The following is a 21385-nucleotide window of genomic DNA, read 5'->3' on the forward strand; positions in this document are numbered from 1 at the left end:
TCAGCAATCCGGCGGGTCAACCACACCATTGGTGCGCCACAGCCCCGCTTTGCGTGCCTTCGCTTCTTGTTCTGCAAACGCATACTGGCCGCGTTCTTGCGGTGACTGCTTCTGAGCATCGGCATGAGAGCACCGGGCCAGTCCCACGGTCAGCATGGCCAGCCCTGCATCCAGCGTACGCGGGCCATCAGGGGCGGACGCTGGAGCCACCCAGACAGTGCACACACGGTGCTGTTGGTGGTCAACTTTGCTGCACCGCAGCTGGGCTGTTTGGCCCAAAGTCATTGCACGTAAAGCTTCGCGAGCCTCAGGGCCATAAGGCTGCTGAGCCTGTGGGGCATTGACGCCTTGCAGGCGTACTTGCACAGACTGATGCAACTGCAATGCATCTGGCAAAGCGCAGCGTGCGCTCAGGGTGTGACCGTCAAAAACACCCACAATCAGGCAGAGCAAAGGGGTAGCAAGCATGCCGTGCAGTCTAGCAACCTCAGCGCAGGCCATCCGCAGGGCCAGGTGACCAAGCGTTAAGGGCAGCGGTAATGGTGCCGCTTTCAGGCTGCAGGCTTGGAGATGAAGACCGGCCGGTATCTGGCAGAGTGTGACCAGCGGTATTAGGGTGCGTTGCCCTGTGCTGCTTTATGCCAGCCCCGGCTGGGAGGGCCTTAGGTTTAGGGGTTGATGCCCCATTTGTTTTTGAAGGCGAATTCCAGCTGTTCACACTGACCCTCGGTGAACTGTGCCGGAGTATTTTCCTTGGGGCCTTTTTCACGCTCTTTCCAGCACAAACGGATGGTTTCTCGCTCAACCCACTGCGCTTCTTTGTCTGGGGACGCATTGAAGAAAAGCTGGCTGCCCAGCATCAGTACGGCGAAAAGTGCCACTGGCAGGCCAATGATCCAGCGGACCAGTTTGGGTTTGGGTGTAGCTTTGTCAGTCATGGGAGCAGAAAGAATAAATAAAAATAAAGGCCTGCATGGAGCAGGCCTTGGGCGAAATATTTTTTATGTCAGGGCGAGATATCGTTGCCTGTCAGTACAGTGGTCTCAGCCGCTGCCACGTCAACGCGGCGCGCACCATTGAAGCGCTTGGCCCAATAGCTTGTATTCATGTTTTCTACCCGCACAGATTTGCCTTTGCTGGGGGAGTGAATGAACTGGCCGTCACCCACATAAATGCCCACATGGCTGAATGTGCGGCGCATGGTGTTGAAGAACACCAGATCGCCCGGCTTGAGCTCTTTTTTATCGATTTTCTGGGTGGCCTTGGCCTGGTCATCGGCCTTGCGAGGCAAAAGATGGCCCATGGTGTCTTGGTAGATGGCGCGTACAAAGCCGCTGCAATCAAAACCTGTCTCTGCGCTGGTGCCCCCAAAGCGATAGGGAATACCGATCATGCCCATGGCCGTATTGATCACGGTAGAGGTATTTGTTGCGACCGATTGCCCCATGGACTGCAAATTGGAGCCGAGACCGCGCTCTTTCAGAATTTCGGCCAGCCGATTCTGAGAAAGAGGTTCACTGGAAGTGGGCGCTGCTTGCACGCTTCCACAGGCGAGGGCAAGAACGAGTAGCCATTTACAAGTCATGGGCACGGAGGTTATCACGAGAGCCTGACGTTGTGCGCTGAAATTGCCCTACAAATGTGATCTAGTTGTGGACTTTTACTATTTGATTGACTCGTTTTGATCTGTCTCAGGCAAGTTGAGGTAAAGCGCGCTGTAAGGCATGCTGCACAGATCGCTGCGACAATGTCTTCTTTGAGAAAACTCTAGGAAAACTACATGCTGCTGGATGCCGATGATTCGCAATTGGTGCTGATCGACTACCAAGAAAAGCTGATGCCTGCCATTTTTGAGGGGCCGCAGGTACTGGCCAATGCTGTGAAGCTGGCCAAAATTGCCAACATGATGCAAGTGCCTGTCTGGGCGACAGAACAAAACCCCTCACGGCTGGGGCCAAACGCGCCCGATCTGCGCGCTTTGTGCGACAGAACCTTTGCCAAGATGAGCTTCAGCGCGGCCGAAGAAGGCCTGATCGATGTGCTGCGTCCACCTGTGCGCAAGCAGCAGGGGGGCAATGCACGCAGCATGCCCAAGCACTTGCAAAAGCCGCAGGAAGCGCCGGAGCCTGAGCGTCCGTCCATCATCATTGCAGGATGCGAAGCCCATGTTTGCCTGATGCAAACAGCGTTGCAACTGCTGGAAGAGGAGATGGAGGTATGGGTAGTCACCGACGCGTGCAGCTCACGCAGTGAACGCAACCGTGACGCTGCTTTTGACCGTCTGGCTGGCTCTGGGGCTGAGCTGGTGACCACTGAGATGGTGGCCTTTGAGTGGCTGCGCAGCTGCGAGCACCCAGCTTTTAAGCAGATGCTGGAATTGATCAAGTAAGCACGCCATGCGTTTGAAAGCTCCAGGGAAGGAGCTTTCAATTCAGTCATTGAATACAGCTTACATGATTTGTATATTCAGCTCTAATGTCTAAATGGCACTGTCTATGCGGCTAAAACGTTGTAACAAGAAAGAGAGCGTCTAACGCAGTGTGTATAAGGACTTCAAAGTGATATCTATTTGAAGTCCTTGTTGTGCAAGCGCTAATAGCTCATTTATTGATAGAGCTGTTGCTCACAGGCGCTGTTGCAATCTGTGCAGGGCTTAGCAATTCATTGATGGTGTGCACATCCTGCATTTGCAAATTACCTGCTGCCTGGCGCAATTGCAGGTGGCCCACCAGCAGGTTGTAGCGAGCTTGTGCAAGGTCTTTTTGCGACTGGTAAAGCTGGCTCTGGGCATTAAGCACATCAATGTTGATGCGCACGCCTACCTCATAGCCCAGCACATTGGCCTCCAAAGCGCTCTGGCTTGAAGCCACGGCGGCTTGCAGTGCGTGAACCTGCCCGTAGGTGGACTGCACGCCGAAGAAAGCGGTACGCACGGTTTGGGCAACCTGGCGCTTGGCGTCTTCCAGATCTGCGCGAGACTTCTCTTCCAGCGACAGAGTTTCCTTGACCCGGTTCTGTACGGCAAAGCCGGCAAACAAAGGAATGGTCATGACAACGCCAACGGTGCCTGCGGTGGAGTTGTTGCGCTGGGGCAGCGTCATGGATCCATCGGGGTTGCGCTGTGTGCCGTAGCTGGCTTGCAAATCTACCGTGGGCTTGTGACCAGCATAGGCTTTGTCGGTTTCCAGCTTGGCCATGTCCACCGCTATTTGCGCTTGTCGCACCATGGGGTTTTGCGCGTCAGCCGTGTCTAGCCAGGTTTGTAAATCGTTGGGTGTTAACTGTGGCAAGTGCACGGGTTGTGCCAGTGGCCAGGGAGAGGCGCCGGCTACGCCCACCAGTTGCTCCAGCGCTGCCTGTGCAACGCGGACATCATTTTCTGAGGCAATTTCTTGGGCACGGACCAAGTCAAAGCGAGCCTGAGCTTCGCGCGAATCAGTGACGGTTGCCGTGCCAATTTCAAAGTTGCGCTTCGCGTATTCAAGCTGTTCGGCCACGGCACGTTTCTGAGCCTGCACCAGGCTCAGAGTATCCATTGCAGAGAGCACCTGGAAGTAGGCTTTGGCAGAACGCACCAGCAAGTCCTGGCCAGAGGCGTCAACTTGGGCATACGCCAGATCAACGTTGCGCTGCCCTTGGCGGTAGGTGGCAACATTGGCGGGGTTATACAAGGGCTGCTGGGCTTGCAGGCTGGCCGAGTCTTGCCGGCCATCAAGCGGCACTGTAGGAAAGTTGCCGCGCACACGGGTTTCGCTGTACTGGCTGCCTGCCTGAATACCTATTTGGGGCAATAAGCCCGCTTTGGCTTGCGCGCCCTTGCTGATGCTGGCATCCAGCTGCGCTCTAGCGCTTTGCCAGGCCGCGTCATGGATTTGCGCTTGTTCTGTCAATTGCACCAGGCTTTGAGCGGGTGCGCTGGTCCATGCACAGACTGCAACCGCAGCGAGTGTGACTTGTCGCAGTGCACAGTGCGCAGAAAACGAGAGATGCTGCCCGAATGAAAACGCCATGGAAACCTTCTCCAAGAATCTCATCGGCAGCATTGGACTGCCATTTTTTTGAAATCGAACTTCAATACTGCGGCACGGTCGGGTCGCGTTCATCTGACCAGGCGGCAATGCCGCCGGTGATGTTGGCCACCGCATCAAAGCCTGCGCGTGCCAGATACGCAGCCACACTCATGCTGCGGGCACCGTGGTGACACAGGCAGGCAACAGGGCGATCAGGATCGAGCTCATTGAGGCGCGAGGTGATCTCCCCCATGGGGATGCACAGCAGCTCAAATTTGTCGCTGGGTGCAACGCTGGCCACCTGGCACTCCCATTTCTCACGGACATCCAGTACCAGCGGTTTGCTGACACCACCGTCAAATTGGCCCAACCACTCATCCAGCAGGGAAGGGCGAACTTGGTAAAACATAAAAATCTCTCCGGCGATGTCAACAGGCTTGAAACTTAGAACGCAAAACGCGGTGCGGTGGCAAAGCCTTGCAGGCGAGGAGCGACAATGTCCCATGGCTCGGTCGTGGTAATGGTGCCGTTTTGCTTGCTCACCACGGTGTAGCGCATGATGGGTTTTTGGCCCACGATGACTCCCAGTCGCCCGCCGTCCTTGAGGTGCGAGAGCAATTCTTTGGGCAGCACTTCGACTGAACCGCTGAGCAACATGACATCAAACGGACCTTCAGGCAGTGTGTCTTTAGAGCCATCAGCGACACGCACGGTGACATTGGTGCAGCCAGCATCGGTCAGGTTTTCACGGGCCATCTCTGCCAGATCGGCATTGATTTCCAGCGTCACAACTTCTTTGGCCAGCTTGGACAGCAGGGCCGCGCTGTAGCCAGAGCCGGTGCCGATTTCCAGCACGCGCTCGTGGGGCTGCACTTCCAGGTCGTTGATCATGCGCGCTTCTACGCGGGGCTGAAACATGCACAGACCCTGCTCGATGGCTAGCGCATCGTCGCTCAATGGCACTTCCACGTCCATGAACGCCAGGCTGTAGTGTGCGGGGGGCGTGAAATCTTCACGGCGCACTGTGTAGAGCGCGTCAAGCACACCGTTGTCATCCACGTTCCATGGACGCACTTGCTGCTGCACCATGTTGTAGCGGGCGTTTTCAGTAGTGTCGTTGCGATCAAGCAGGCTGTTCAGGGGCAAATTCATTGTGGTCTCCTCCGCTGTGGGATGGCTTGTCTGGAACAAACTCACGATTCTACGAGTGTGGGGGCAGGTTTGCCGCGTTGCGGGCCTCACGACCCTTCCAAAGCTTTCTGACCCATTGCGTCAAATCATCCAAATAACAGTACACCACCGGCACAACCACCAAGGTGAGCAGCGAGGAGGTGATGACTCCGCCAATCACGGCCTGTCCCATCGGGGCGCGCTGTTCTGAGCCTTCGGTCACGGCAAAAGCCAGAGGCACCATGCCAAAGACCATGGCCAAGGTGGTCATCAAGATAGGGCGCAGCCGCACTCTGGCGGCCAGCAGTAGTGCTTGCTCACGGGGCAGGCCCTGCTGAATCTGGCCGTGTTCATTGGTGTGCTCGCCCCGCGCACGAATGGCAAAGTCCACCAGCAAAATAGCATTTTTGGTGACCAAACCCATGAGCATGACGATGCCAATGATGGAAAACATGCTGATGGCTGAGTTGAACATCATCAAAGCGAGCACCACACCAATCAACGTCAAGGGCAATGAGGTCATCAGCGCCAGCGGTTGAATAAAGCTTTTGAACTGGCTGGCCAAAATCATGTAAATAAAAATAATTGCCAGAGCCAAGGCGGACAGGGCGTATGCAAACGACTCGTTCATGTTCTTGGTCGAGCCGCCAAATTCCCAGCGGTAGCCGGGTGGCATTTGCATGCTGTTCAGCGTCTTGGTGATGTCGGCTGAAACTTCACCCACCGAGCGCAGCGACACATTGGCCGTAAATTGCACCTCACGCGTCATGGCACGGCGATTGATCTGGCTGGGGCTGCTGGCTTGCACCACGTCAGCCACCTGACTGAGCTGCACGATGCGCGTACTGCCATCGGCACCCGTCAGCGCAAAAGGCAGATGCTGCAAATGTTCCGGCTGTGTGCGCGCCTCAGGCGCCAGGCGGACATTGACGTCATAGGTCTGGTCGTCGCTGGCGCGCCAGTTGCCAATCGTTTCTCCCGCCACCAAGGTGCGCAAGTTGCCGGCAATACTTGCTACGGACAGTCCAAGGTCAGCAGCAGCATCGCGGCGTACTTCAACGTTCACAATGGGTTTGGGCGGCTGCAAGCTGGTATCAATGTCGACCAGGCCTGGAATGCGCTGCAGCTGCATCTGCACTTGCTGGTTTAACCGGTCCAGCTCGCCCAGATCGGGGCCCATGAGTGAAAACTCTATTTGTTTTTGCCCGGCCACGGCTTCTAGCAAGCCAACGTGGGTGACGATGATGCCCGCAACCGTGCGCAATGCCTGACGCAGCACCAGCGACATGTCTTGCAAGCTGCGCTGGCGTTGGTGGCGGTCTACCAGCCGGATAAAGATGCTGGCTGAGTGCTTTCCTTCAGCGCCCCCGGTATTGATGCTGGTGAGGGTGTAGCTGACTTCGGGCATGGCTCGAATGATCGCCTCCACCTGCAGGGCTTTGGCTTCTGTGGCCTCAATCGAGGAGCCTTGCGGGGTCTCGAATTTGACCTGCGTTTCAGAGAAATCAGCACTGGGCACAAATTCGGAACCCAGCAGGGGCAGCATGAGTACGCTGCCGATGAAAATTGCCACAGCAATCAGCACGGTCGGCAATTTGTGCCGCAGTGCCCATCGAAGCAAACGCTGGTACAGATCTGACAGATCTTCGGTTGCACGGTCAAACCACGCGGTGATGCGCCCCAGCGTGCGCTCATACAGCGTTGGCTTGCCACGGGGCTGTGGCTGTGCTTTTGAGCCACGCGCATGAATGCTCGGGTCGTGCCACACACTGGAGAGCATGGGGTCCAGCGTAAAGCTGACAAACATTGAAATCAGCACAGCAGCCACGATGGTGATGCCGAACTCATGAAAGAACTTGCCAATGATGCCGCCCATGAAACCAATGGGCAAAAACACCGCGACGATGGACAAGGTGGTAGCCAGCACGGCCAGGCCAATTTCCTGTGTGCCGTCCATGGCCGCGTTGTAGGGCGATTTACCCATTTGCACATGGCGCACGATGTTCTCGCGCACGACAATGGCGTCGTCGATCAGCAAGCCCACGCACAGCGACAGCGCCATCAGCGTGACCATGTTGATGGAAAACCCAAACATGTACATGAACCAGAAAGTGCCAATCAACGCAATGGGCAGCGTCAGCCCCGTGATGATGGTGGAGCGCCAGGAGTTGAGGAACAAGAACACAATCACAACGGTCAGCAATGCGCCTTCAATCAAGGTTTGCCGAACGTTGTCGACGGCCACCTGAATGGGGCGTGCAGAGTCGGCAATGGTCTCCAGCTTGATGCCTGCAGGCAGCTCGGCACCCAGATCATGGATGGCCTGGTTCAGGCCTTTAACGACTTCAATGGTGTTTTCATCCTGTGCTTTTTGCACCGACAGCAGCAGCGTACGCTGGCCGTTGTACAGCGCCAGGCTTTCTACTTCCTGTGCACCATCATTGATGCGTGCCAGCTGCCCCAGCCGCACGGCAGCACCGCTGCGCTGGGCCACGATGATGTCGGCAAACTGCTCGGGCCGCTGGATGCGGGCGTTGATCTGCACCACACGTTCTTGCTGGAGTGAGCGAATGCTGCCAACAGGTAAATCTTGGTTTTCACTGCGTACGGCGTTAACCACCTGCGCCGCAGTGATTCCATAGGCTTGCAATGCGGCAGGGTCCAGATAGATATTGATTTCACGTGGCGTATCGCCAACCAGGTTCACGGCTCCAACGCCGCGTACGTTTTCCAGACGTTTTTTCAGAACCTGGTCAGCCCAGGTGGTGAGCTGCACGGGTGTCAGCGGCTGCGTGCCTTCGATTTGTGTGTGGCTGTCCGGCAAAACAGCCACTGACCATACGGGTGCGCTGGCCGGATCAAAGCGCAGCACCCACGGCTCTTTCACCTCATCGCGCAGCAGTGGGCGCACGGTGGCTACTTTCTCGCGAACGTCATCTGCCGCTTTGCGGCCATCAATTTGCAGCTGAAACTCAATGATGATCAGCGCTTTGCCTTCATAGCTGCGCGAGGTGAGGGCGTTGATGCCGGCAATGGAGTTGATGGCCTCTTCCAGCCGTTTGGTGACTTCACTTTCCACCACTTCCGGCGAAGCACCCGGGTAATCCACAGACACCACCACGACGGGGAAATCGACGTTTGGAAACTGCTCGATAGACAGCCGCTGGTAAGAAAACAAGCCCAGCACTACAAAAGCCAGCATCACCATGGTGGCCATGACAGGGTTGTGCAAACTGACCTTGGTAAACCACATGCGGCTGTGCTTTCTGGACAGTTACTGCGAGGGCGGGGCAGGCTCTGCCGGCATCAATTGCACACGCGTGCCAGCTGGCAAACCGCCCAGGCGGCCTGCCAGCACCACCTGATCGGCTTGCAGGCCCGCATCGATTGCAACCCATGTCTGTGCCTCTCCCACACTTTGCACGCCCAGCTTGACTGGGGTGTGCATGACCACGTAGTTTTGCACGGTCTGCACATAGGGCAGGGGCTGATCGGTGCGTACAGCATGCAGCGGTACCGCCAGGGCCTCGGTACTGCCCGTCTGAATAAATCCTTCTACATACATGCCAGGGCGCAGCTGGCTGGCTCTCTGGGATGCAAGCTGCAGATACACGGGCACTGCGCGGTTGCTTTCCAGCGCGCTGGGGTTGATGCGTACCACCCGGGCTTGCAGGTTCTGTGCAGCCTGCCCGTTGCTTGCACGCAGCAGCAGCTGGGCTGTTTGCCCAACGTGCACGGAGGCGGAGTCATTGGCGGGCAGCTGTACCTGCAGCTCTAAAGCCGAGAGGTCAACCACCTCGACAATCGCTGCTTCTACATTCACCCGTTCACCGTTTTGCACCATGCGCCGCGCCACCTGGCCCGCAATGGGGCTGCGCAATACGGTGTCATCCAGACTCTTGCGGGCACCGTCCTGTGCTGCGCGAGCGGCCGCGTAGTTGGCCTGCGCGGCTTGTAAATTGGCAGACGAGGTGCTCAGCGCTGTGCTGGAAATAAAACCTTTTTCAACCAGTGCGCGGTTGTTGTCGTACTGCCGCTGCTCAATAGCCACCCGCGCCTGTGCTGCATCGGCTTGCAGCTTGGCCTGGCGAAAGCGGGCATCTGATTCGGTGGGGTCGATCCGGGCAATCACCTGGCCCTGCGCTACCGCATCACCTTCGCGGACCTGTAAATCACGCAGCTCCCCGGGAATGCGGGCTTTGACAACTGCACTGTTGACCGCTGACAGGCTGCCCGTGATGGCAATACCCAGCGGCATGGCACGGGGGCGCGCTAGCAGCCATTCTTCAGGTGGAATGCGCAAGCTGGGGGGCGGGCTTGTCACGCTGGTCTGCAGTGCTTCTTTTTTGGCACTGCGGCTTTCCAGCGCGCGCCACATGCCCCACACAATGGCCAGCACGCTGACGACGGCCAGCAGCCACATCCATGTGGGAAGGCGGCGCGAAGTTGAGGGTTGAGCAGGCTGTGTCATGCCGCAGATGCAGCCAAGCCGCGCAAGAGGTTGTCAATATGGGTCGCAAAATAGACTTCAGCACTGACACCCATGGACTGCGGGTAGCAAACGCCCATCGAATGGCGCCACTGTATGTAAGAGAACATGGGCGTCACGATCAAGTGGATGCCGGCGTCCAGATCCACGTTGCGAAACTCCCCGCGTGCGATGCCGCGCGCCAAAATGCAGCGGATCAGGGCGTTGCCGGGGTAGATGACTTCTTCCAGGTAAAACGTCGCCAGTTCTGGGAAATTACAGCACTCGCTGCTCATCAGCTTGCAAATGCCACCAGCCGGCGAGTGCGCAATGCACTCCAGCCACACCGCAAATGCATACCGCACCAAATCGGGCGTACTGCCTTCAAAGTCTTGCAGCTGTGCCTGCCATTCAGCAAAACGCCCTGCGATGTTTTCACGCACCACGGCTTTGAGCAATGCCTCTTTACTGGGGTAGTACAGAAACAAAGTTCCTTTGGAAACGTTGGCCAGTGCGGCCACTTCCTCCACCCGTGTTGCGGCATAGCCTTTCTCTACAAAAAGGCGGGTTGCAGCCTCCAGCAGCTCTGCAGGGCGCGCCTCTTTACGGCGTGCGCGGCGCGATGGTGCGGGGGCAGGGGTGGGGACAGTGCTCAAAATGCCAGAAAAAGTGGGATGGGTTGAAATGACCAGGTGGTCAGTAAATGCAATATAAAAAACTGTGGAACCGCCGTCAAGCCAGCTTAATGTCCTACAGTTAAGCACTCACCGCCTGTCAGCCAGCATCGCTGACTCAGTGTAAAAATGCCCCATGCAAGAAATTATTTATTTAGGTGGTGGCTGTTTTTGGTGCACCGAGGCTGTGTTTGACCGGGTTCAGGGCGTGCTGGATGTGGAAAGTGGCTATGCCAACGGGCAAGTACCCAACCCCAGCTATGAGCAGATCTGCGAAGGAACGACGGGGCATGCTGAGGTGGTCAAGCTGACGTTTGATCCACAGCAGATCGACTTGCAAGCCGTGCTGGAAATCTTTTTTGGCACCCACAACCCCACCACGCTCAATCGCCAGGGCAACGATGTGGGAACCCAATACCGTAGCGGCATCTACACCACGTCCAGCCAGCAAAACGATATTGCTACCCGTTTTGTGCAGGCACTCAACGAGCAGAACCTCTTTGGTGTGCCCGTCGTGACCGAGGTGCAGCCACTGCAAAGCTACTGGCCTGCAGAGTCATACCACCAAGATTACTTTGCCAACAATCCGCACCAGGCTTACTGTGCCTACGTGGTGGGGCCCAAGGTGCACAAGTTTCTGCAGACTTTCTCGCAATACGCCAAGAAAGACTAAAACCAGCGCCTCACAAAGGTTGCTGCGCTGGTTTGTGCGGGCATAATGCAACTGTATTGCGTTAATGCGCCCTCATGCCCACACACCCAAGACCCACCGCTTTGACATTGCCTGCAGGCATGCGTGCCACGCGTGCTGTGCAGGCTTTGCTGTCTTTGTTGCCCAAGCAGCCACAAGCTGGCTGGACCGAGCCGCTGGTTGAAGCGGCTTTGCACGAGCAGGGCGTACCAGTGAACCGTGTGACGGTATACCGCGCGCTGGATCGGCTGGCCCAGGCGGGTTTACTGCAGCGCACGGTTAACGCACAGCGCATCACTCATTATTTTGTGGTGGATGCCACAGCCCCCACCGCCTCGGCACACCTGGAGTGCACGGCCTGCCACCAGCACATCACGCTGGACCCGGGTGCCGCCGCTGTGCAGGCTGCGCTGCACGCCTTGCGCGAAGCCCTGGTGCAAAGCACGGGAGTGCATAAGCCAATGCTGGATGTTGCTGTGCAAGGCGAATGCGCACAGTGCGCTGGTGACGCAAAACCCCCGTTTTTTTAACCACCCTCAAGAGGAACTATGAAATCACTGATCTGCACAGCTGCAGCGGCATGCCTGCTGGCAATGCCGGCATGGGCGCACGACCACGGTCATGCCCCCGATGCTGCGAACAAGACTTCGGCGCAGACGCAACCTGCCAGGCAATTGGATGCGCATACTCTGCAAGACATTGAGCGCCACCGCAGCATGGCCCGCGCACACGAGCAGGCCGCGCAATGCCTGGCATCAGGAAAATTGTATGACGATTGCCTCAAACAGTTGCAAGCCAGCTGCAAGGGACTGGCTTTGGGTAAAAACTGCGGCATGCGCCACAGCCATTAAGGTGTAGCCCTTTCAAGCTATGAACTTGTTTTCCCGCATGCACGCTCTGCGCACGCCCTTGCTGGGGTGGTGGCTGGCCATGGCTTTGGTGCTGGCACCGGCCTTGGGACGCATGCACGAGGTGCTTCATGCACCACAACTGACACAGCAGACCCAGGCCGCCGAACATACCCATGGCGTAGCTGCATGGTTTGCCGGGCACGATGCCCTTGCTTGTCTGGTTATTGATCAATTGGGGCATGGTGCCAGCGCTACGCCACCAGCTGTTGCGGTCATCCATCCGCAGCCTGCACAGCCCCCAGAGTGGACCAGTGAAGCGCATTTGCTTCCGTCACCCATTCGTATTTTTCTGGCCCGCGCTCCGCCAGAAGGCTTCATGGCCTGAACAGGCCTTTGTTATTTCTCTCAAAAAAATGAGCTGTCAGCGCTTTATGCATAAGCGCTATAGGCATTTTTTATTCAAATTTTCTGATGCACTGCCACGGCTGACCCCGTGCTGCAGCCGCTGTCTGCTGCCTGCGTCCTGAACGGCTGGGCTCGCAGCGCCTGCGTGCGTCTTCGGTACAGAGATACATAGACATCATGAAGCCTTTGCATTCAAAGACTTGGAATCCGCACTTTTTCCACCCCGTAGCTCTGGCTGCAACCTTGTACGTGGCGCATGTGCACGCCGCGCTGGCACAAGACGGCGCGCCTGCCCAAGAAACCACACACTTGCCCAGCGTGACCGTCACGGCCACAGGCCTGGGGCTGGCGGCGCAAGATATGGCGGCTCCTGTCAGCGTGCTGGATGGACAAGCCTGGCAACTGCGCCGCGGTGCCACGCTGGGCGACAGCCTGACGGGTGAGCCGGGCATCCACGCTACCCACTTTGGTGCTGGGGCCAGCCGCCCCATCATCCGCGGTATGGACGGCCCGCGCGTGGGCGTGCTGGCCAATGGCATGGAGCTGCACGATGCCTCCACCATCAGCCCCGACCACGCCGTGGCTACCGAGCCTTTGCTGATCAAGCAGGTTGAAATTCTGCGAGGCCCGGCAGCCTTGGTGCATGGCGGTGCCGTTGGCGGCGTTGTCAATGTGGTGGACGAGAAAGTGCCCACGCAACGCCCTTCAAAAGCTGTGGAAGGTGCTGCCGAAGTGCGCTGGGGCAGTGCAGCCAATGAAAAGAGCGGTGCCATGGGCCTGACGACGGGTGCAGGCCCGCTGGTGTTGCGGGTAGAAGCCGCAGGCCGCAACGCCAGCGACTACCGCGCAGGCCGTGGCTGGCGCAGCGAAGAAGGCGGTCGCAAAGTGCCCGGCAGTTACAGCCAGGGCAGCTCCGGCAGCATGGGCCTGTCCTGGGTGGGAAGCGACGGCTATCTGGGCGCCGCCTATACCACCCAGCGTGCTGAGTACGGCTTGCCCGGCCATGAACACAGCGACTGCCATCCTCATGGCGATCACCTGCACTGCGGCTCGCACGGGGGCCATGTGCACGAAGAGGGTGAGGGCACACCGATTGTTGATATGACCAGCCACCGCTGGGATGTACGCGGTGAGTGGCGTGCGCCGGTGGCGGGCATTGAAGCGCTGCGCTTTAAGGGCAGCCATACACGCTACGCCCACGATGAACTCGAAGGTGATGAGGTGGCAACGCAGTTTCGCAACCGCGCACACGACGCGCGCTTCGAGCTGCAGCACGCTCCCATTGCCGGCTGGCGCGGTTTGCTGGGCTTGCACACCGGGCAACGCAATTTCCGCGCGGATGGCGAAGAAGCCTATGTCGAGCCCACCCGCACCCAGAAGTGGGGCGTGTTCATGCTCGAAGAGATGAAAACAGGTGACTGGCGCTGGCAGGCCGCGTTGCGCCATGACCAGCAAAGCGTCAAGGCGCTGCAAAGCCAGGTCGAGCGCAACCATAGCGGCACCTCTGCTTCGCTGGGCACGGTCTGGCATTTTCAACCGGGCTGGCAGGCAAGCGCATCGTTCAGTCATGCAGTGCGCCTGCCTTCGGCCGAAGAGCTGTTTGCCAATGGGCCACACATGGCCACCAACAGCTGGGAGGTGGGCGACCACAACCTGAGCAAAGAAACCAGCAACGCATGGGACATTGGTTTGCGCAAAACCGCAGGGGCCACCACCTGGAGTGCCAATGCCTACCACCACCAGATTCAAGGCTATATCTACGGTCGCACAGTGGATGCGCACGATGGCTTTCAGCTGCAGCACTACACGCAGGCCAATGCCCGCTTTACGGGTGTAGAAGCCCAGGTGCGCCAACGCATCAACCGTTTTGTGGGTGTCAGCCTGTTTGGTGATCTGGTGCGTGCCAAGCTGGCCAGTGGTGAACACCTGCCGCGTATTCCGGCTGCCCGCATGGGCCTGCGGGTGGATGGCAGCTGGAAGGGCTGGGAAGGGCAGGCCGAATGGGCGCAAGTAATGCGCCAAAACCGTACGGCCGAATACGAAACAGCTACGGGCGGCTACGGCATGCTCAATCTGGCTGCCAGCTACCGCTTTAGCAACAGTCCGCTGCAACTGACGGTGAAGGCCGAGAATTTGACGGACCGACTGGGCTACGCCCACACCTCGGCCATCAAACGCGCTGCACCACTGAAAGGGCGCAATATCACCGTAGGTCTGCGCATGGACTTTTAACGACGAAGAGCAGCTAACACCACCTAGCAAATCGCAGATTTGCGACTGAGACGAGATGTGAAGCCGCAGGCAGTACAGGCGTACGACAAGGCGAAACAACGACGTATCAGGTGTGGTGTTAGCGGCTCTGAGCCAGGAATTTGCACTGTGCGTGGCATGGCTTCACCCATGGTGCAACTGCGAAGCACAGCCCGGCAAGCTGCCGGTGCAGCCTTCGGTTTTTTATTTGGCCACGACTTCAACGTCGTTTTTGCGGGGCTATGTAATGACTTGGCACGGTCATGCACCCAGTTAAAGGTGGCATGTTGTGCAGCCACGGCCCAGACTGAGAGCAAGCGTATCTTCAAGCTCCCTTGCTCACCATGAACACACCATTGGCGCTTTGTGAGTTGACTGCCTTCAGGCTGCCACCTAGAATCAAAGCTCTACTTAACGTCAGGTTGTGTTTTTTCATGTCGTCATCCCAGGCTCTTTTGCAGATCGGTGAACTCGCTCAACGGGCGGGGGTCAGCCACCGCACCATTCATTACTACGAACGAATGGGTCTGCTGCGTCCTGCAGAGCGCGAAGGCGCAGGCTATCGATACTATGACGGGCAGGCCGTGCAGCGGCTGGAGAAGATTGCCGCTTTAAAGAGTCTGGGCCTCAGCCTGGAAGAGATCAGTCAGGTCATTGATCTGTACTTCGATGACCCCAGCGGTATCAAAGGCAAGGAGGAGGTATTGAAGATTCTGCAAACCCAGCTGCAGGCCACGCGCGCCAAGCTGGGCGAAATGCAGGCTTTCGAGCGTGACCTTGTGACCAATATTGCGCGCATGAAAACGCTCATCGAAGTGGCACGTAAACAGTCGTAATCCAGATGGGGAGGCTTTGCGTCGCCCCTTTTTTTAAGTTTAATCTACACTTAACGTAAGGTTGATTTTGATGAAAACCCAAAATTACCGATTGCTGCTGCTCCTGATGCTGGGGGCTGTGCTGATAGTTGGCCAGCTCTATGTCACGCTGCCGATGACCTCGGCACTCGCATCAAATTGGCAGGTCACAACAGGGCAAGCGGCCTGGGCAGGCAGTGCCTTTGGTTTTGCCTATGCGGCTGGGTTTTTGCTGCTGGGCAGCGTGTCAGATCGCCACGGCAGGAGAACAGTGCTGCTGTTCAGTCTGGTAGCTACGGCTGGCGCCAGTGTCGTGGTGGCGATTGCGCCCAGCTTCAACATGCTGCTGGGGGCGCGGGCATTGCAGGGCTTGGTGGCGGCAGGCTTTCCGCCCGCGGCATTGGCACTGGTGGCAGAAACGTTGCCACCGGGGCGTCGCCCACTGGGTATTTCCTTGCTGAGCTTTGCCTTTCTGGCAGCAGCGCCAGCCGCCCAATTGCTTGCAGCGCAGTTCGCTGGTCTGGGCCTGCACGTCATCATGCTGGCATTGGCAGCTGGGTATGTCCTGCTGGCCGTTGGTTTGTATCGTTTATTACCAACTGGCATGGCGCGGGAAAAAGAGGGTGCCATTGCAGCGAACTCCGTGCCGATGTGGCGGCAAACACAACTGATGGGGGCATGGCTGGCCGCTTGCACCGTGTTATTTGCTTTCGTCAGCTTGCACGCAGGTGCCCAAATCACTGGTTTTTCTGAAAACCAGCTGCAAACCCTGCGCCTTGCTGGCTTGCCGCCATTGCTGATTTGCCTTGTGGCGGCACGGCTGGTCAGCCGGGCAGGGCCAGTGCATACCGCGCGCGCAGGCCTGGTGCTGTCGGCCATTGCACTGATGGTTGGATTACTCGATGGCTTTGGGTGGGTAGCAGCGGCCAGCGTGCTGCTGTCAGCTGGCATTGCGCTGGCTGTGCCGGGGCTGATTGGCACGGTCGCAAGCAGAGCAACGGCCGACTTTCGTGCTCGGGCCATGTCGCTCTACACCTTTTTCTTGTTTGTTGGCGCCAGCATCGCGCCGCCCGTTGCGCAGGCGTTGGCACCGCATGGCTGGGGTGCACTGCTATGGGCACCCATCGCTGCATTGCTGGGAGCGGCGGCTGTGGTCAATGGCTGGTCGTCGCGCAGCCCTTCAGTACCTCAACCGTCGGAGCACCGTATTTCATGAACCCCCGTCGCCGTTTTTTAACGTTGTCGGCAGCGCTGCCGTTGTGCGCAAGCGCGCTGGCTAATCCCAAAATTTCAGCCCACAAGGAGCCCGCCATGCCCCCTGCAAACTTCATGCTTGCACCCATCAATCCTGCGGGTGCTGCCATACCCGGTATCTCTTCGGCCATGGTGGTTGAGCGTGGCCGCTTGATGTTCCTGTCCGGCCATGTGCCGATGGATGAGAACGGCATCGTGCTTCGGGCAGGCCTTGAAGCCCAGCTGGATCAAGTCTTCAAGAATCTGAATGTGACGCTGCAAGCGGCTGGCGCCACGCCAGTCCATCTGGCCCGCATCACCATTTATGTGCGCGATTTGCAGTCGAACCAATTGCCGGCTATCCGCCGTGCCCGCGACCGTTTCATTGACCTGGCGCAGCCACCTGCCAGTGCACTGATTGGAGTGGCGCAGCTGTTTCACCCTGACGTCCTGGTCGAGGTAGATGCAGTGGCCGTACTGCCGCCAGGCGCCCCCCAGTTTCCCTTGTCCAACTGAACCCATTGAAAGAGGAGATTCATCCATGACACGTTTTCACCGTATCGCACTGACTGCCGCACTTACAGTGGCCACAGGCAGCGCTGTTTTAGCCCAATCCTTCACTTCCAGCCAGGAAAGTTCAGACATGACTTCGCATTCGACCAACGTTACAACCGATCTTTCTTATTCAGTTCCCGGCACGCACGCACAGGCATCCCAGCGCACCGTGTCTGTCGATGGACAGGCCGCGAAGCTGCTGCGTTATGAACGCCGTGATGGCCGCAATGCCGGGCTGGAGGGCGAGCACTTCAGCGCCGTGCTGGCGGCTGATGGCAAGCTGAAAGGCTTTGCAAACATTTCTTTAGATCTGGCAGGCAAACCGCTGCCAACGCGCCAGCGCAGTGAGCAGATTGCACGCGAATTTCTGCAACAAACCGCTCCAGATTTGCTGCCACGCATGAAAATCAGCTGGATTGACCCGCACGATGAGCCCATCCTTGTGCAGCGCGATGGCAAGAGCGAAACCATTGTTCTGACGGGTATGAAAGTCAAGGCCCGGAACCTGGCCGATGGGCGCTGGTTCTGGGTCATTGTTGGCAGCGATGAAAAGCCGATGGTTTTTGAGCGCGACATCGTCTGGGTCACCTTTCCTGGGCATCGCAAGACCGAAAAGTGGCTGCACGATAGCTGGCTCAAGACACAAGCGGGCTGAAGCGGCAGCCGATTGGCACCCCGGCACTGAACGCGACAAGGCTCAGAGAAAAAACGGTGGACAGCCAAGGTGCTCTGAGCGCTAGAAGACGGGGGCCGCGGCACAGGCACATGGCGCGAACCAGATCCGCTGCTATTTTCTGCCCTTAGCCCTTCCTCTGGCTGGCTTGGCCCGAGTCGCCACCCAGCGCTGCGCACCCTTCGTTCTCTATGGAACGCGCAACGTTGGGCTATGATCTCCAAGCGAGCCCCAGACGCGCCTTAGCAAGCCTTAGTGGCTTGCTTTTTCATGGCTCTGCGTGGCTCCAGCCCGCAATGCCGCGCTCCCATGCAGCAGCCCCAAACAGAGCTAACCTATTGCCCCATCAGCGGTTTCAGACCTTGTGTGATTGCCACGCAAGACTTGAAAGCGGCCGTATTTTAAAAGTGTGAATACATGGAGTCCCCTGCGCTGACCGCCTTGATGCCTGTGGTGTTGTTGATTGTTCTGGGTTTCATCGCCGCAAAAGTCGATTGGATTCGGGCCTCTGCAGTCAAAGATCTGTCCAATCTGGTGTTTTATGTGCTGACCCCGGCGCTGCTGTTTCGCACCATGTCCACCGTCAAGGTGGGCGATCTGGATTTCAGCCCCATCGTGCTGTACTTTCTGGCCGCTGGCATCATCTTTGCCGGCACCATGCTGGTCTTTGGCTTCAACACGCTGGCCGCCGCCCGTGCCTTGGGGCACACCTTCAGCAACAACGTGATGATCGGCATTCCGCTGATCGGTCTGGCCTTTGGACAGGAAGGGCTGGTCACCTTGTTCACGCTGATCTCGGTGCACGCACTGGTGCTGCTGGGCTGCGGCACCGTGGTGTTTGAGCTGGCACAGGCAAGGCAGTTGAGCACTCAAGGCCAGCCCCAGGGGCTGGCGCGCACCCTGGCTCAAGCCATTAAGAACAGCGTGATTCACCCTGTGCCGTTACCCATCATTGTCGGTCTGCTTTTCGCCCAGACCGGGTGGAGCATTCCCGGCGTGATCGACAAACCCATGCAGTTGCTAGGCCAAGCCTTGGGGCCGATTGCGTTGATGCTGGTGGGGGTTACGCTGGCATACAGCAAGCTGGGCAGCCTGATCAAACCGGCCGTGCGCATTGCTCTGGTCAAAACCATGGTGCACCCCGTCTTGTTCATTACCGTGGCCTGGCTGTTTGGCCTGCGCGGTGTGCCCATGGCCACCATGGCGCTGGCAGCTGCATTACCGACAGGCGCGAATGTCTACATGTTCACCCAGCGCTACGGTGTGGGGCAGGAGGAGGTGACAGCCAGCATCGCTATTTCTACCGGCATTTGTTTGCTGACACTGCCCATCGTATTGCTGCTGCTGGAAAAAATTGGATATTGAAGTCAATCCAAAATAATCATCAAAAGGAGCAGCCAACGCTTATAAGGCAATGGTTTCAGATACTTTTATATATGAAACCATTGATGCATAAGCCTTGGCAGCTATTTTATTTGCCCTGCGCTTTCACGCCATGCAGCACCAGCCTTAAGGGGCCAGCCGTTCTCTGAGCCACTCACGGTGGTGCAGTTCATAGCGCAGGCGATCATGCAAACGGCTCTTTCGGCCTTGCCAGAACTCCCAGCGATCGGGCACCAACCGGAAACCACCCCAATGCGCAGGGCGCGGCGGGTTCAATAAAAACTGCGCACCGTATTTGGCGGCGTTGGCCACCAGCACGCCGCGGCCACTGATCACCTGGCTTTGCGGGCTGGCCCAGGCGCCAATGCGTGAATCCAGAGGGCGGCTGTGAAAGTAGGCATCACTTTCTTCGTCGCTCACACGCTCGACACGGCCTTCAATGCGCACCACGCGCTCCAGCTCCACCCAGTGAAACTGCAGCGCGGCAAACGGATTGCCCGCCAGCTCTGTGCCTTTGCGGCTGCCGTAATTGGTGTACCAGACAATACCGCGCTCGTCGTAGCCCTTGATCAGCACAATCCGCGTGCTTGGGCGCAGATCGTTGCCTACGGTAGCCACGGTCATGGCATTGGGCTCATTGACCTGGGCGTTGACGGCTTCTTGCAGCCATTGGTCAAACTGCAGCAGAGGACTGCTGTGCGAGGCATCCTCGCTCAGTTCAGCGCGTTCATAGCTTTTGCGCAAATCGGCAATGTGGGCAGAAATTTGGCTCATAGCATCAATTGTGCACCCAGCCCAAGGCGCGCCTTCGTGCCTTTGCTGCAAGTTTCCTGAGTTTTCTGACGATGAGCAGATAAAAATACTTGCACATTTGTTAATAATGTTACATATATAGACACCACACCCATCCGTACACCTGCAGCTGCCAGCCAGATCAGCGCGATCACTACCTAATGCTGCACCCATTGAGGAAGAGGCCATGTCACAACCATCCGACGATGTTCAACCACCGCTGCTCACTCTGGTGTTCTCTGCCGCATTGATTGCTTTGACTGTGTCTTATTCGGTCGATGCAGAGCCGCTGAACGGACCTGCAGCCGTGACGCTGGCGGCTGCCGCCCCTCAATTGGCTGCCTATGAGCCACCCACGCTGGCAGCTTCGGCCATCGTGCTCAATAAAGTGTCGTCCTACCGCGTGGAGCAGGGGCTGGTGAAGTTTTTCTTTGCACCTGGTCGCACTGAGCTGGTTTATGGCGCAGACGATGCACTCAAGGACATCGTCGTCTCGGTCCAGAGTGGCCAGCGCGTTCAGATCTCTGGCTTTCACGATGAAACCGGCGACCCTGTGCAAAACACAGAACTGGCAAAAAAACGTGCCATCGTTGTGCAAAAGCGTCTGATTGATCTGGGTGCGCCAGAGCAATCCATCGTGCTTAAAAAGCCAGCTGTTGCCGTGATTTTGGGCAGCTACGCAGAAGCTCGGCGTGTTGAGGTCACTTTGGTTGAGTGATTGATAGCGCCAAGGCAGCCGCGCTCAACAGCAGGGTCATCTGTGGTTGAGCCACTGAGTACGCTCACACATGAGCAGCACTTTGGCACAAAAAAATGGCACCGTGAGATGCCATTTTTATACTTATCACAGCCCGTAGATCAGGCAGCGCGCAGGGGGTCAACAGACGCCGTATCACTATGCTGGTGAGCGCGAGAATTTTCCTGAATTAACTCAATCTTGTAGCCGTCAGGGTCGGTCACGAAAGCAATCACCGTAGAGCCACCTTTAACAGGGCCAGCTTCACGGGTCACATTGCCACCGGCAGCCTTGATCTTGTCGCAAGCGGCATAGGCATCTGGCACGCCCAGTGCGATGTGGCCATAGGCGGTGCCCATGTCATAGCTTTCGGTGCCCCAGTTGTAAGTCAGCTCAATCTCTGCCTGAGCAGGATTGCCGCCTTCAAAGCCCAAGAAGGCCAACGAATACTTGTATTCGGCGTTTTCTGAGGTACGCAGCAACTGCATGCCCAGAACTTGGGTATAAAAATCAATCGAGCGCTGAAGATTGCCAACGCGCAGCATCGTGTGTAGAAATCGCATGCGCTTATTGTGCATAAAAGCCATCAAGTTCGCACAAACAGGCAAATCCATGCCAAGTGACTGCTAGATAGCCTTGA

23 protein-coding genes are annotated in these 21385 nt (G+C 57.5%); 12 read left to right on the top strand and 11 right to left on the bottom strand.

Translation table 11 applies throughout. From position 1 onward, the window contains the following. From IB213_RS11865 to IB213_RS11875, 3 genes are all read right to left on the bottom strand, one after another. A complete protein-coding gene (locus tag IB213_RS11865; protein WP_192406707.1) occupies positions 1-468 on the bottom strand; it encodes a thermonuclease family protein in 468 nt (155 codons plus the stop codon). Between the two features lie 200 nt (positions 469-668). Continuing rightward, positions 669-938, bottom strand: a complete 270-nt coding sequence (locus IB213_RS11870) for a hypothetical protein (protein ID WP_191724373.1) — start codon at positions 936-938, stop codon at positions 669-671. Positions 939-1006: 68 nt separating this feature from the next. Further along, positions 1007-1585, bottom strand: coding sequence for a C40 family peptidase (locus IB213_RS11875; RefSeq protein WP_192406709.1), 579 nt, complete (start codon positions 1583-1585; stop codon positions 1007-1009). A gap of 195 nt (positions 1586-1780) precedes the next feature. On the opposite strand from IB213_RS11875, the gene IB213_RS11880 reads away from it, so the two are divergent. After that, positions 1781-2389, top strand: a complete 609-nt coding sequence (locus tag IB213_RS11880; RefSeq protein ID WP_192406711.1) for an isochorismatase family protein — start codon at positions 1781-1783, stop codon at positions 2387-2389. 211 nt (positions 2390-2600) lie between these two features. On the opposite strand, the gene IB213_RS11885 is transcribed toward IB213_RS11880, so the two are convergent. The 6 genes from IB213_RS11885 to IB213_RS11910 all read right to left on the bottom strand — a co-directional run bounded on the left by IB213_RS11885 (position 2601) and on the right by IB213_RS11910 (position 10304). Continuing rightward, complete coding sequence (locus tag IB213_RS11885) at positions 2601-4010, bottom strand: TolC family outer membrane protein (RefSeq protein WP_192406713.1); 1410 nt, start codon at positions 4008-4010, stop codon at positions 2601-2603. A gap of 61 nt (positions 4011-4071) precedes the next feature. Next, positions 4072-4419, bottom strand: a complete 348-nt coding sequence (locus IB213_RS11890) for a rhodanese-like domain-containing protein (protein ID WP_191724376.1) — start codon at positions 4417-4419, stop codon at positions 4072-4074. Between the two features lie 35 nt (positions 4420-4454). After that, positions 4455-5162: a protein-L-isoaspartate O-methyltransferase gene (locus IB213_RS11895; RefSeq protein WP_191724377.1), complete on the bottom strand. Its 708-nt coding sequence runs from the start codon at positions 5160-5162 to the stop codon at positions 4455-4457. Between the two features lie 49 nt (positions 5163-5211). Next, positions 5212-8433, bottom strand: coding sequence for an efflux RND transporter permease subunit (locus IB213_RS11900; RefSeq protein WP_192406715.1), 3222 nt, complete (start codon positions 8431-8433; stop codon positions 5212-5214). 21 nt (positions 8434-8454) lie between these two features. After that, complete coding sequence (locus IB213_RS11905; RefSeq protein WP_225561084.1) at positions 8455-9651, bottom strand: efflux RND transporter periplasmic adaptor subunit; 1197 nt, start codon at positions 9649-9651, stop codon at positions 8455-8457. After that, positions 9648-10304 carry a TetR/AcrR family transcriptional regulator gene (locus IB213_RS11910; protein ID WP_191724379.1) on the bottom strand — a complete coding sequence of 219 codons (657 nt, stop codon included), beginning with the start codon at positions 10302-10304 and terminating at the stop codon, positions 9648-9650. Before IB213_RS11910 ends, IB213_RS11905 begins: the two co-directional genes overlap by 4 nt. A 154-nt stretch (positions 10305-10458) precedes the next feature. Here IB213_RS11910 and msrA point away from each other — a divergent pair, with 154 nt between their 5' ends. The 10 genes from msrA (at position 10459) to IB213_RS11960 (ending at position 19199) form a co-directional block, all read left to right on the top strand. Continuing rightward, on the top strand, positions 10459-10995 hold the full coding sequence (gene msrA / locus IB213_RS11915) for a peptide-methionine (S)-S-oxide reductase MsrA (RefSeq protein ID WP_191724380.1): 537 nt from the start codon (positions 10459-10461) through the stop codon (positions 10993-10995). Positions 10996-11069: 74 nt separating this feature from the next. Next, entirely contained in the window at positions 11070-11543 is a 474-nt protein-coding gene (locus IB213_RS11920; protein ID WP_192406717.1) for a transcriptional repressor, read from the top strand. An 18-nt stretch (positions 11544-11561) separates the two neighbouring features. Further along, positions 11562-11864 carry a hypothetical protein gene (locus IB213_RS11925; RefSeq protein WP_192406719.1) on the top strand — a complete coding sequence of 101 codons (303 nt, stop codon included), beginning with the start codon at positions 11562-11564 and terminating at the stop codon, positions 11862-11864. A gap of 19 nt (positions 11865-11883) precedes the next feature. Beyond that, entirely contained in the window at positions 11884-12249 is a 366-nt protein-coding gene (locus IB213_RS11930) for a hypothetical protein (RefSeq protein WP_191724383.1), read from the top strand. Between the two features lie 197 nt (positions 12250-12446). Then, on the top strand, positions 12447-14501 hold the full coding sequence (locus IB213_RS11935; RefSeq protein ID WP_192406721.1) for a TonB-dependent receptor: 2055 nt from the start codon (positions 12447-12449) through the stop codon (positions 14499-14501). 452 nt (positions 14502-14953) lie between these two features. After that, entirely contained in the window at positions 14954-15355 is a 402-nt protein-coding gene (locus IB213_RS11940) for a MerR family transcriptional regulator (RefSeq protein ID WP_225561085.1), read from the top strand. Positions 15356-15425: 70 nt separating this feature from the next. Next, positions 15426-16589, top strand: a complete 1164-nt coding sequence (locus IB213_RS11945) for an MFS transporter (RefSeq protein ID WP_192406723.1) — start codon at positions 15426-15428, stop codon at positions 16587-16589. Positions 16590-16684: 95 nt separating this feature from the next. After that, entirely contained in the window at positions 16685-17122 is a 438-nt protein-coding gene (locus IB213_RS11950) for a RidA family protein (protein WP_225561086.1), read from the top strand. Between the two features lie 25 nt (positions 17123-17147). Continuing rightward, entirely contained in the window at positions 17148-17816 is a 669-nt protein-coding gene (locus IB213_RS18120) for a hypothetical protein (protein WP_225561087.1), read from the top strand. A gap of 435 nt (positions 17817-18251) precedes the next feature. Continuing rightward, on the top strand, positions 18252-19199 hold the full coding sequence (locus IB213_RS11960; protein ID WP_191724387.1) for an AEC family transporter: 948 nt from the start codon (positions 18252-18254) through the stop codon (positions 19197-19199). 144 nt (positions 19200-19343) lie between these two features. Here IB213_RS11960 and pdxH read toward each other — a convergent pair whose 3' ends face one another. After that, positions 19344-19991, bottom strand: coding sequence for a pyridoxamine 5'-phosphate oxidase (pdxH, locus tag IB213_RS11965; protein ID WP_192406725.1), 648 nt, complete (start codon positions 19989-19991; stop codon positions 19344-19346). A 205-nt stretch (positions 19992-20196) separates the two neighbouring features. Between pdxH and IB213_RS11970 the strand changes: the two genes are divergently transcribed. Continuing rightward, a complete protein-coding gene (locus IB213_RS11970) occupies positions 20197-20727 on the top strand; it encodes an OmpA family protein (protein ID WP_191724389.1) in 531 nt (176 codons plus the stop codon). A gap of 140 nt (positions 20728-20867) precedes the next feature. On the opposite strand, the gene gloA is transcribed toward IB213_RS11970, so the two are convergent. Beyond that, positions 20868-21308 carry a lactoylglutathione lyase gene (gene gloA, locus IB213_RS11975; protein WP_225561088.1) on the bottom strand — a complete coding sequence of 147 codons (441 nt, stop codon included), beginning with the start codon at positions 21306-21308 and terminating at the stop codon, positions 20868-20870. Positions 21309-21385: the final 77 nt, after the last annotated feature.

Source organism: Comamonas sp. CMM02, assembly GCF_014851485.1.
GTDB classification, from domain to species: Bacteria; Pseudomonadota; Gammaproteobacteria; order Burkholderiales; family Burkholderiaceae_C; genus Comamonas; species Comamonas avium.